The organism is Pseudoalteromonas sp. CO109Y, from assembly GCF_004208935.1.
GTDB classification, from domain to species: Bacteria; Pseudomonadota; Gammaproteobacteria; order Enterobacterales; family Alteromonadaceae; genus Pseudoalteromonas; species Pseudoalteromonas shioyasakiensis.
Genome location: NZ_SGPD01000042.1, coordinates 282,420 through 294,964 on the forward strand (window position 1 = coordinate 282,420; position 12,545 = coordinate 294,964).

9 protein-coding genes are annotated in these 12,545 nt (G+C 42.2%); 5 read left to right on the forward strand and 4 right to left on the reverse strand.

Translation table 11 applies throughout. The features are described 5' to 3' along the window. Window positions 1–127: 127 nt before the first annotated feature. Window positions 128–1,648, reverse strand: coding sequence for an aldehyde dehydrogenase family protein (locus EXT43_RS19000; RefSeq protein WP_062565794.1), 1,521 nt, complete (start codon window positions 1,646–1,648; stop codon window positions 128–130). Between the two features lie 177 nt (window positions 1,649–1,825). Here EXT43_RS19000 and EXT43_RS19005 point away from each other — a divergent pair, with 177 nt between their 5' ends. Next, window positions 1,826–2,734 (forward strand): AraC family transcriptional regulator, encoded by a 909-nt coding sequence (locus EXT43_RS19005; protein WP_062565795.1) that lies wholly within the window; start codon window positions 1,826–1,828, stop codon window positions 2,732–2,734. Here EXT43_RS19005 and EXT43_RS19010 read toward each other — a convergent pair. Then, window positions 2,724–3,395, reverse strand: a complete 672-nt coding sequence (locus EXT43_RS19010; protein WP_062565796.1) for a YoaK family protein — start codon at window positions 3,393–3,395, stop codon at window positions 2,724–2,726. The genes EXT43_RS19005 and EXT43_RS19010 overlap by 11 nt on opposite strands. 129 nt (window positions 3,396–3,524) lie before the next feature. Here EXT43_RS19010 and EXT43_RS19015 point away from each other — a divergent pair, with 129 nt between their 5' ends. Continuing rightward, complete coding sequence (locus tag EXT43_RS19015; RefSeq protein ID WP_062565797.1) at window positions 3,525–4,556, forward strand: LacI family DNA-binding transcriptional regulator; 1,032 nt, start codon at window positions 3,525–3,527, stop codon at window positions 4,554–4,556. On the opposite strand, the gene gtfA is transcribed toward EXT43_RS19015, so the two are convergent. Then, window positions 4,553–6,025 carry a sucrose phosphorylase gene (gene gtfA / locus EXT43_RS19020; RefSeq protein ID WP_062565798.1) on the reverse strand — a complete coding sequence of 491 codons (1,473 nt, stop codon included), beginning with the start codon at window positions 6,023–6,025 and terminating at the stop codon, window positions 4,553–4,555. The genes EXT43_RS19015 and gtfA overlap by 4 nt on opposite strands. Window positions 6,026–6,163: 138 nt before the next feature. On the opposite strand from gtfA, the gene EXT43_RS19025 reads away from it, so the two are divergent. The 3 genes from EXT43_RS19025 (at window position 6,164) to EXT43_RS19035 (ending at window position 11,206) form a co-directional block, all read left to right on the forward strand. Further along, the gene (locus EXT43_RS19025; RefSeq protein WP_062565799.1) at window positions 6,164–7,384 is read left to right on the forward strand and encodes an MFS transporter; all 1,221 of its coding nucleotides are present in this window, start codon (window positions 6,164–6,166) and stop codon (window positions 7,382–7,384) included. Between the two features lie 152 nt (window positions 7,385–7,536). Next, window positions 7,537–9,936 (forward strand): TonB-dependent receptor, encoded by a 2,400-nt coding sequence (locus EXT43_RS19030; RefSeq protein ID WP_062565800.1) that lies wholly within the window; start codon window positions 7,537–7,539, stop codon window positions 9,934–9,936. 184 nt (window positions 9,937–10,120) lie between these two features. Next, window positions 10,121–11,206, forward strand: coding sequence for a methyl-accepting chemotaxis protein (locus tag EXT43_RS19035; RefSeq protein WP_058584668.1), 1,086 nt, complete (start codon window positions 10,121–10,123; stop codon window positions 11,204–11,206). 71 nt (window positions 11,207–11,277) lie between these two features. Here EXT43_RS19035 and EXT43_RS19040 read toward each other — a convergent pair whose 3' ends face one another. Further along, window positions 11,278–12,489, reverse strand: a complete 1,212-nt coding sequence (locus EXT43_RS19040; protein WP_240701538.1) for a sugar efflux transporter — start codon at window positions 12,487–12,489, stop codon at window positions 11,278–11,280. Between the last annotated feature and the right edge of the window lie 56 nt (window positions 12,490–12,545).

Here is a 12,545-nt window from a genome sequence, read left to right on the forward strand (position 1 = left end):
GACTCAACCAAATTGTTGTCGAAAAGCCTGGCTTGTGTGTTCGCCGGGCTTTTTTATGCCCGCTATAAAATAAAAACGCCACTAGATGTGGCGTTTGGGTAGTTTCGACAACAATAAGAAATTGCTTTTAAAAGAAGCCCAGTGGATTCTCACTGTAACTTACTAATAGGTTTTTAGTTTGTTGGTAATGATCAAGGGCAAGTTTATGTGTTTCGCGGCCTATACCTGACTTTTTATAGCCGCCAAACGCAGCGTGTGCTGGGTACATATGGTAGCAGTTAGTCCAAACACGGCCCGCTTCAATCTTACGACCAAAGTGATAAGCACGGTTCATGTTTCGACTCCACACACCAGCACCTAAACCAAATTCTGAGCTATTAGCAAGGGCTAATGCTTCGTCTTCATCTTTAAAAGTCGACATTGAAATTACCGGCCCAAAAATCTCTTCTTGGAACACGCGCATGTCGTTAGTGCCTTTTAATAGTGTAGGTTGAATGTAGTAACCGCCGTTAAACTCATCAGACAGTTGCTCCACTTCGCCGCCAGCGAGGACTTCGGCCCCTTCTTTTTTACCAATTTCGATGTAGCTTAGAATCTTATCAAACTGAGCTTGTGATGCTTGAGCACCCACCATGGTTTCAGTATCAAGTGGGTTACCCCGTTTAATTTGTAAAGTTCGAGCAAGAACACGCTCAATAAATTGCTCGTAAATATCTTCTTGAATAAATAAACGCGATGGACACGTACACACTTCACCTTGGTTAAAGTACGCAAGTACGGCTCCTTCAATCGCTTTACTCAAAAATTCATCGTCTTTTTCCATTACATCGTTGAAGAAGATATTTGGCGATTTACCACCTAGCTCGACCGTCGAAGGAATAATATTATCAGCAGCACATTTTAAGATATGTGAACCCACTGGCGTTGAACCAGTAAAGGCAATCTTCGCGATTCGAGTACTGGTTGCCAGCGCTTCGCCCGCTTCTTTACCATAGCCGTTTACCACATTTAGAACACCTGCAGGCAATAAGTCACCAATCACTTCAAGTAGCACTAATATAGATGCTGGCGTTTGTTCAGCTGGTTTTAAAACAATACAGTTACCCGCAGCAAGGGCTGGTGCAAGTTTCCATGCAGCCATCAACAATGGAAAGTTCCAAGGAATAATTTGCCCTACTACACCTAGTGGCTCATGAAAATGATAAGCCACCGTGGTTTCGTCTATCTCACCGATTGAACCTTCTTGCGCGCGTACACAACCTGCGAAATAGCGAAAGTGATCAGCCGCGAGTGGCACATCTGCCGCAAGTGTTTCACGAATTGCTTTACCGTTATCCCAGGTTTCGGCCACTGCCAGCATTTCTAGGTTTTGTTCAATACGATCGGCAATTTTTAATAAGATATTGCTACGCTCGGTGACCGACGTTGTTCCCCATGCCGCTTTTGCATCGTGGGCTTTATCAAGTGCCAGTTCGATATCTTCTTTTGATGAACGAGGTACTTTACAAAACACTTTACCGTTTACTGGGCTAATGTTTTCAAAGTATTCTCCTTTTACAGGGGCAACCCATTGGCCACCAATATAATTCTCATACTGCGCTTTAAAGTTAACTTTTGCGCCTTCACTACCTGGATTTTCATAAATCATAATGTGTTCTCTCTTCAAATTGTTGTGTTTTATTTAGCATTGACTAAATCATGCGGTAGGTTATTGTTTAATGAACCGCTAACAATTGAAGTTAGCTCAGTTACTGAAAACACACTTGATTCCTAGTCCAGACTTTTTGACTATTTGTCCAGAATTTAGGACGACAGCGAGGCAACAATGAACACATCAGTTAGCAATAGAAGTTTAGATAAAAAACGACAACGTATTGATGTGCTTATTGAAAATAAAGTCAGTTTTGCGGGCGAACATGCTGAATTAAGTATTTACGACACCTATTTAGATGCCCAAAAAGTGGCGTTACATTCCACTGAATTATTATTTTGCGGCATGATCAGCGGTAAAAAAATCATGCATGTCGCCGACAGTGATTATCATGAAGAGTTTTTACCAAACCAGTCATTTGTACTTGCCCCAGAGCAAGGGGTGCTAATCGATTTTCCCAATGCATCTCTTAATCAACCAACAACCTGTTTAGCGATTGAAATCAGTACCGACAAAATAAGCCAAGTAGTTGATGCTCTTAATTTTAACCAGAAAATTACCCAAGATGACTTTTTTCAATATCAAGCCAAGTTAGTGCACGCACAGCATAACCTGCAAACTCAACAACTGCTGGAGCGCATGATCACCCTGTTTAGCGAAAATGAGCAACACCGCGATTACTTAATTGATCTATCACTCAATGAACTCATAACCCGTCTGTTACAGCAGCAAAGCCGAGACTTAATGATAGCAAGTTGTAAGCAAGGCAAGCTCGCAACCCCATTAAGCCATGTAGTAAGTTATATAGAACAGCACCTTGCTGAGAATATTGATATTGATGTGTTATGTAAGATAGCCTGTATGAGCCGCAGTAAATTTTATCAGCAATTTAAGTTAGCCTTTGGTGTTACGCCCGCTCTTTGGCAACAACAATTACGCTTACAAAAAGCGTATAAATTGCTCGAAAAAGGCGAGGCGATTAGCCAAGTTTGTTACCAATTAGGCTTTAATAACCCAAGCCATTTTAGCCGTGTATTTAAACAAGCCTTTGGCGCAACACCTAAAAGTATCGCTAACCATTAAGTTCTGGTTTGCGATGAGAATAAACACGATAGGTCAAGGCAAGTAAAATACAAATAGCACTAGGCACATAAAGCGCCGCAAAGCTCATTTTTGCAAATAACCATGCCCCTGCTAAGCCGCCAAAAATAAACCCTAAAATGATTAGGCCGAACAGTTTAGCCTTACGTTTATCAAGTGCCTCGCCACGTAAAACGCGACCAAACATAATACCTAAATCAGTGAAGATACCCGTTACATGGGTGGTACGAACAATTGCACCACTGTAAGTTGTTGCTAAGGCGTTTTGTAAACCACATGCCGCAGAGGCCAAAAAGTGCCCGTAACCCGAGCCATTAAACAATAACCAAAGTGCGCCCAGTAAAAGCCCTGCTTCAATCAATAATGCCGTGTCGTAATGACGACCTAGTTTAAGTGCTGAACTATGCAACAAGAACCCAGCAATACCAGACCCAACTAAAAATGACAGTAATACACCTAATAAATGTAAAGCATCAAGGCTATTGCCATGCATGAGGTCTGCGCCAAGCAAGGTTGCAGTTCCTGATAAATGGGATACCGCTTGATGCTCAAAGCTAAGTAAACCAACCGCATTCACACACCCAGCCACCAGCGCCAAAATAAATGCGCCAATCTCAACCCATTTTGGTAACTTAGAAATCACTCACTATTCGCCTTTTTCTCACACTCGTACTCATTCTTTTATGGTACGCCTATTTTTATGACTAAAAACACTTTTTTTCGACTCTTTATATGGTAATTTACCATTAAGTAAATCGATTAAGAACCTACAATGACAAAGCCAAAAACTTGGACGCTAAAAAGTATTGCCAAAGAGTTAGGCGTTTCAAATGCCACCGTATCAAATGCGTTTAATCGTCCTGATCAATTATCGAAAGCACGCCGCGAAGAAATTTTGGCGGCCTGTAAAAAGCTCGGCTATTATGGCCCAAACAAGGCGGCGCAATCATTACGCCGAGGCACCTTTAATATTGTTGCCCTAGTGCTACCAGACAGCGTGGAATATATGGTCTCAGATCCGGTTGCTAGCAGCTTTATGCGCGGTGTATCGGCGGTGCTCGAAAAAAATGGCATTAATCTTTTATTATTTTCAGGTAACAACGATAACCTAAATAGCGTAGTCGATTTTGTTGATGGCTTTATTTGTTATGGTCGCCCACGCAATAAACAACTTGTTGAACAGTTAAAACAGGTTGCCAAACATGTGGTAACGGTTGATTTTAACATCGGTCGTGATGCCTCTGTAAACGTAAATAACCAACAAGCCAGTTTCGATATTGCCAAGCATGCACTACAAAAAAATGATGATCGGGTTGCTATTTTAGGCCTGCGCTTACTCGATAACGACGTATTATGCCGAGTATACGAACATCATGAATTTGAAGCCGGCCAGTCGATTGCTCATCAACGGCTGCGTGGTTATCACCAAGCAATCAGCGATGCTGACATCACCCTGGGTGATGATAGAACATGGAATATTCCTGAAAGCAGCGAGCGCTATGCCAGCATTGCCGCCAAAGAAGCGCTTAGCAGCACACCAAGACCAAACGTACTGTTGTGCATGAGTGATTTAATCGCCCTTGCCGCCATGCGCGAAGCATTAAAAATGGGCTTATCGATTCCTGAAGATGTCAGAATTGTTGGTTTTGATGGCATAGATGAAGGCCAACGATTTGTGCCAAAACTCACAACTGTCCATCAAAATAGCGAAGAAAAAGGCCGCATTGCTGCGACCTTGTTTCTATCGAAAGAGCAGCAAACAGCCGAAATCGACTATCAACTGCAATTGGGTCAAAGTAGTTAAGCTAAAAAGTCAGCCAAATTAACAATGCTTTGTTCGCCGTCTCGGTGATCGACAATGATCACTTCGCGGCTAGCAAAGTCAACTTTTAACTCGATTGAGCTGGTATCATCATGCCAGCTTAAACGACACACACTGCCTTCACCTTTCGCAATAAACTCACCGTTAAATGCTGGGTGCTCATTACGTAATTGAATTAGCTTGATTAAACCTTTCACCACAGGTTTAGCAAGCGCAGCATCAATGTCTTGCGCATTTAAATAAGGGCGATTGATATCACGACCTACATTGGTGCGAGCTAATAATTCCATATCGTTTTCACAAGCGAACAGGCCACCATAATAAACTTGTGGAATACCTGGCGCGAAGAACTGAATCGCACGCGCTAATAAGTAATCAAAGTCATCTGCGCCCAATGCATTGTAATATGTGCAGTTAACTTGATATAAATCGACATTACTTGCTGCTGCACCAGTTGCTAAGCGGCTTTGCCCTTCACTCTTTTCGTGAATGGTTTCAACCAAGTTATCAATTTGCGCTGCGTTTAATAGACCCGGTTTATCACCCATTGGGCCTGCGTCAATGATGCCAATGCCATCATGGGTATCGAGTACCGTTAAACAGTTTCGCGGCGAAATAGTTAACCAATTCAGTAAAGCTTGCGCATCATTGCTAAACAAGCTGTGTAAAATAAGGGGTGGTAAAGCAAAGTCATAAACCATATTTACACGCTTTGCTACTTCAACCTGAGTCTGGAAATGGCTGTGGATCTCGGCAATGGTTTCCATACCCGCTTCATTAGCTTGTGCCGAAAGCTTATTTAAATACTCAAATGTTTCATCCAACATAAAGCAGTTTGTGCCAGCTTCTTTAATCGCATAGCCTGCCGCATCTAAACGAATAATGTTGACATTATTATCAGCAAACTTGCCAAGCACCGTATTTAAATACTCGATACCCGCTGTTGATTTCACATTAATATCAATTTGGTTATCGGTAAATGTAGTCCAAAAATCATAGGTTTGGCCATCACCACACGCAATAGGTGTAAAGCAGCTACCCGGACGCGGACGGTAAATCGCTTGTTGCTCAACCTCAGACATGCCATTTGGGAATACATCGTCTTTAGTTAAAAATAAATCCCAAAATTCAGATTGCTTGCCTTTAGCGAGTACATCTTTAAATTGGAAAGATTGTGCTGAAACGTGGTTAACAATTAAGTCAGCCATAAGGTCATAGTTTGCACCAAGCACGTTAATATCGTCCCAGCCACCAAGACGCGAGTCTACTTCACTATGATCAATAGGATCAAAGCCAGCATCACTGCCATCAATCGGATTATAAAATGGCAACAAATGTACACCTGCAAACACATTGTTAAGTGGGCCATTTAATAAATTACTTAATTCATCAATACCTTGACCAGTAATACGGTCTGCGTAGGTGATTAATTGCACTTTATTGTTGATCATAATTGTTAATACCAAGTTGAAACTTAATCGATTAAGATATATCTTTAACCACGACAGCAAATTATTCAAGCAGTTTTTATAGTTTTTATACACTAATATACATAGTAAAGGCGCAGACCTTTCGGTGGGGACACAACAATGAATAGAACACACGATCCTTTGCAAACCATTAGATGGCTGACATACATGATGTTTTTTATGTTTGCGATGACCTCTGATGCGGTTGGTATGATCATTCCTGAGCTTATCGAAGAATTTAATTTAAGCATGACCCAAGCCAGTGCTTTCCATTATGCACCTATGGCACTTATTGCATTCAGCGGCCTATTTTTAGGATTTCTTGCCGACAGTTTTGGTCGCAAGCAAACCATCATGCTGGGACTCGGCATATTCACCATTTGTTGTTTTCTGTTCGCCGTTAGCAGTAGTTTTAGTATATTTGTAGTGCTGCTTAGCTGTATTGGTCTTGCAATTGGGTTATTTAAAACCGGTGCTTTGGCGCTGTTAGGTGATATTTCTAAAAACAATTTAGAGCACACAAAAACCATGAATTTGGTCGAAGGCTTTTTTGGTGTTGGCGCCATTGTAGGCCCTGCACTTGTCAGCTTTTTAATCACCCAACAGGTAAGCTGGACCTACCTTTACGTTATCGCTGGGGTTTTATGCTTAATTTTAACCTTAATTGCTTGGCGTGCAGATTACCCTAAACCTAAAAAGCTTGAAGAACACGCAAAACCGGCCTCTCTTGCAACCACCATGAGTATGATGAAAAACCCATATGCACTGGGTTTTTCATTAGCGATTGCCCTTTATGTTGCAACCGAAGTGGCTATTTACGTGTGGATGCCTACTCTACTTGGCGATTACAACGGCCCTTGGCAATTACTGGCAACCTATGCACTGACTTTATTTTTCATATTACGCGCTGCTGGGCGTTTCTTAGCGGTGTGGCTGCTGAACCACTTCAGCTGGCAAGCAGCAATGCTGTATTTAAGCTTAGGAATTGCACTGTGTTATTTAGGCTTAATCTTCGGTGGTGTTGACTGGGCGGTATTCTTACTCCCTTTATCAGGGCTATTCATGTCGATGATCTACCCAACCTTAAACTCAAAAGGTATTTCTTGCTTTGCGGTGCAACAGCACGGTGCAGTTGCTGGGGTTATTTTGTTTTTTACTGCCCTTTCTGCGGCAGCAGGCCCATTATTAATGGGTGTGATCAGTGACTACTTTGGCCACATTCGTTACGGCTTTTATCTCGCAACAGGTTTCGCATGTATACTGTTTTTAGCCATGCTATATAACTACTTACGAAACCCTGCTGAGCAAGCTTTAGCGCAGCACAGTGCATTAAGCCACTAAATAAAAATCGTTAAAAATCAATTATCGAACATAAATTGTGCAAGTTTTTCGCTAAAAAGACTTGCACTGTGTAAAATTATTGTTATCTTTACTTAATCGATTAAGATAGCAATTTAGACAACAAACCATCTGGGATTGAGACGAGGCACATTATGACAACACACAAACATGCCCTTTATACATTAAGCGCGCTTGCATTAGCAGTAAGCCAAAACTTACACGCAGAAGAGCAAGCACAACCTGAGGCTAAAAAAAGCGGCCTTGAAACTATCGTTGTAACCGGTGTACCACGCCGAACAACCATCATGGCATCAAGCTCATCGGTTAGCAGTGTTACATTAGCTGAAATTGAAGTATCAACACCTCGTTCTACTGCAGAAGCATTTAGAACAATCCCGGGTGTTCGTTCAGAATCAACTGGTGGTGAAGGTAACGCAAATATCGCGGTACGTGGTTTACCGGTTGCATCGGGCGGTGCTAAATTCTTGCAACTACAAGAAGATGGCTTACCTGTAATGCAGTTTGGCGATATTGCCTTTGGTAATGCAGACATTTTCATGCGCTTAGATTCAACAGTGCAAAGTGTTGAATCAATCCGTGGTGGCTCAGCATCAACAGCAGCAAGTGATGCCCCAGGTGGTATCATCAACTTTATTTCAAAAACGGGTGAGAACGAATCAGGCAGTGTATCGACCACGGTAGGCCTTGATTATGATTCAATTCGTACAGACTTTGAGTATGGTACTTACCTAAACGACAGTGTGCGCTATCACATTGGTGGCTTTGTTCGCCAAGGTGAAGGCCCACGTGAAACCGGATATACATCAAATAAAGGTGGCCAAATTAAGGCAAACCTAACCAAAGAATTTGATGCTGGTTATGTTCGTGTTTACTTTAAACACCTCGATGATAAGAGCGTAGGTTACCTACCTATGCCTATGTACTCAGATGGTGATTCAATCCCAGGTTTCGATGCACAATCAGATACGCCGCATTCAGCGCTTTTCACACAAACTCTACGTTTAAATGGTGATAACCAAATCAGCACAGGCGATATGACCGACGGTATGAACCCAGTTGTTACCTCAGTGGGTTTTGAAGCAGCATTTGATTTAGAGAACGACTGGCGCATCGAAAACCGCTTTAGAACATCATCAGTAAGCGGTAACTTTATTTCTCTTATTCCAGCTGAAGTCGCATCTGCAAGCTCTATCGCTTCTAGTATTGCTGGTGATGGTGCATCGCTTGTTTATGCAAATGGTGGCTCAGCAGGCGAAGCTTACGGCGATGACGATTTAGCAATGCGTATTCACACATTCGATGTAACGCTAAATGACATGGGTTCAATTGTTAATGATCTTAAGTTAACTAAGTCGTTCTCTGATGAAACTAGCGTTACCTTTGGTTACTTTGCATCAAGCCAATCGATTGATATGTCGTGGCTTTGGAACTCATATGTTATGGAGCTAAAAGGCGACAACGCTGCATTACTTGACGTTTACGCTTCGAATGGCGACAGCTATTCAGATAATGGCTTGTACGCTTATGGTACACCTTACTGGGGTAACTGCTGTCAACGTAACTACGATACAGAGTACGAAACTCGCGCACCTTACATTAACTTAGCCACTAAGTTTGGCGATTTAAGCATTGATGCAAGTGCTCGCTATGATTCAGGTGAAGCGCGTGGTAACTACGCAGGTGCAGTAACATCAACAATTGATATGAATGGCGACGGTACCATCTCAATTCCTGAACAAAATGTTGTTGGTATTGATAACGCTAACCCAAGCATTGTTAACTACGACTGGCACTACAGCTCATACTCAATTGGTGCAAACTACCAAATTGATCCAAGCTTTGCGACTTTTGCCCGTTTAAGTAAAGGCGGCCGCGCAAATGCAGACCGCTTACTATTCGGTAAAGTTGAAGCAGATGGTTCGGTTGCCGAAGCCGATGCAATTGATGAAGTAAACCAATACGAAATCGGTGTGAAAAAACGTTTTGATTCGCTATCAGTATTTGCAACAGCATTCTACGCAGAAACTGAAGAGCAAAACTTCGAAGCAACATCACAAAAATTCTTCGACCGCGAGTACGAAGCAAAAGGTATTGAGGTTGAATCAACCTACTACGTAGGTGATTGGGATTTCCGTGGTAACTTTACTTGGACAGACGCAGAAATTGCTAAAGATGCGTTATCACCAGAGTTAGTCGGTAATACACCTCGTCGTCAAGCTGACCTTATTTACTCATTAATGGCAACTTACAACTTTGACAAAGGTGCTGCTGGTCTGAGCTTTATTGGTACAACAGATGCTTACGCACAAGACAGTAACGACCTTGAGTTTGATGGCTACACACAAGTGAATGGTTTTGTAAGTTACAATCTATCTGAAAACTTAAGTCTATCGCTTAACGTGAACAACCTGTTCGACACCGTAGGTATCACCGAAGCAGAAGAAGGCTCAGTACCTGATAACGACATTATCCGTGCCCGTACTATTAACGGCCGTACAACGTCGCTTACTTTAAAATATTCTTTCTTTTAACTCTCCTCCCTCGTTTTAGCCCAGTTTTTACTGGGCTTTTTCGGCTTTAATAACCAGCTTTTCTACTACACTTAATTAAATAGTCGTAATTACCACCATTCTAATAAAAAACACTGATAATAAGTTAATACTTTGATCTATAATCAGCATGGGTAGGTATTAACCATATAAATTAGGAACATACATGTTTGTCTCTAGCAAAAGCCACTCTTTACTCCAAGATCAATACAACGCGCTATTAGCTGAAGTTGAGGCACTTAAAGCCGACAATCACGTATTACGTGACGAAAACGAACGCTTAGAAGCAAAATTACATCAGCAAGCTGATGATGCAGACCAACTGTTCCTTGCCAACTTATTGAATAGTTCGATTGAATGTATCACGCAAATTGAGGGGGTACGCCAAACTGTACTCGACTCATACCTTGTTATCGAAGAAGAAAGCCAAGTTACTTTACAAATAAGCCAACTATTAAACGACTCAAATAATGCCCTGCAACATATTGTCAGTGAAATGGCGAGTATGGCAGGCAAAATGGGCAGCATGACCAGTAACATTACGGGTCTGTCTGATATGGCCGATAGCATCAACACCTTTGTATCAACCATCTCTAAAATCTCTGATCAAACCAACTTACTTGCGCTAAATGCCGCAATCGAAGCTGCCCGTGCTGGCGAGGCAGGTCGTGGGTTTAGCGTTGTTGCCGACGAAGTTCGTACACTTGCAACCAACACCAATAAATCAGCCCAAGAAGTATCTGATCTAGTAAAAGAGATCATCAATAAAACTGGCGAAACGGTGACCTCTGTTGAAGATATCCAGCAAAATAACACTCAGCTTTCAACCAGTTTTGATACGCTAAACAATGACTATGGTTCTATCATGAATCACTGTAGCTCAATGAAAGAAACCATTATTAATGCAGCTACACGCTCATTTGTGCAAACCGTAAAACTAGATCATATTGTTTGGAAAGGTGAAGTTTACTCAGTTGCCAATGGCACAAGTAATAAGTCGATTGATGACTTTTCAGATCACACCATGTGCCGATTAGGTAAATGGTATAATTCAGAGCAATCAAATGGCTTCAAACAACACAATGCTTATCGTCAATTAGAAGAGCCACATCGTGAAGTTCATCGCAATGGTGTTGAAGCGTTAGTCATGCTGCAAACTGGCAATAAAGACGCAGCGATTAATCACATTAATAAGATGGAAGCAGCCAGTGAACGAGTCATGCATTTACTAGATCAAATCGCTAATGGCTAATAGCTAATGATTAGTTACTCATAATCAAAAAACCGAGCTACGATGCTCGGTTTTTTATCTATTTAAGCTAGTTATTCAACTAGGCCTTCTTGCAGTACTGGCATAACAGCTCCTTGCTGCTCTTGGCGCTTTACATAGCTAAACAACATTAAGCAGCCAAGGGCTAAACTTGCAGCTAGCATAGAGCCAAGGGTTGCAAACCTAAAACTATAAAACTGTGCAACAACCCCTGCTGCCCCTGCCCCGCACATAACACCCAGTTTAATGGCGTTCGTATAAAACGCTGAGGTAAACCCTATTCGCTCGGGAAGCTGATCTTGTAAGACGGTTAAGCCAATGCCCGCAAAAATACCGTAAAATAGCCCATTTAAAACTTGCAACGCGATTAAGTGCCATACTTGGCTGGCAAAAAACACCCCTAAATAAAATACAATTGCACAACAAAATGCCACTGCAAGCATCGCAACTTTATTGTATTTTTTAGCAAGCTTTGCCCCATACAGCATGATAGGAATTTCTAACAGTGCCACTACCCCCATAAACAGCCCGGGTGTATGTTCAGCAAACCCTAGTTCTGTAATGCTATAAAGCGGCAGTGCCGATGAATACATAATATTACCCGTTGAACCAAGCATAATAGCTAAGCCCAGCAACCAAAATGATAAACTCGTTGCGGCTGCAGGCTCTCTGCCATTTTGCGATTTTTGAGCGCTGTAGTCAGGAATAAACTTAAATGCAAAGATAAGTGCAACCAAGGCACACACCGCAGCAAAGTAAAACGAGCGGCTAAACTCGCCTCCAGCGGCTAATAAATAACCAAGCGGCGGGCCGCCGACCCAAGCAAAGGAAATAGCAGCACGTAAACGGGAATTAAAACTGGTAATGTCGATGTTCTGTTGACGCCCAGCCCATTGTCTTGCCACGGTCATCATTTGCGGAATTGCCGCATTGCCCATCGCAAGAAACAACACGCCTGCGAGCAATACTTGCCAAAATGCAGTGGCATTCGCAAAGGTCACTAACGCACACACCATACCTGATACAGCCACCATAAATAACTTTCGCGCACTGGTGCCTTGATCAGCCATGCCACCTAACCACTGACTAATAACTAACCCAGTAATGGTGACCGCCACCATATAAACACCTAAATACACGGGCGGTGTTTGCAACCCTTCGACAATGAATAAGCTCATCAATGGGTTAACAAATGCCCCCATTAACCCGGTTAGCATACTTAGAAGAATAAAAATTACACCATGCTGTTTCAGCAATGCTTTCACTCACAACCCCACATTAATACGACACGTGAACAGATATTTAAAGGGCGCAAATTATA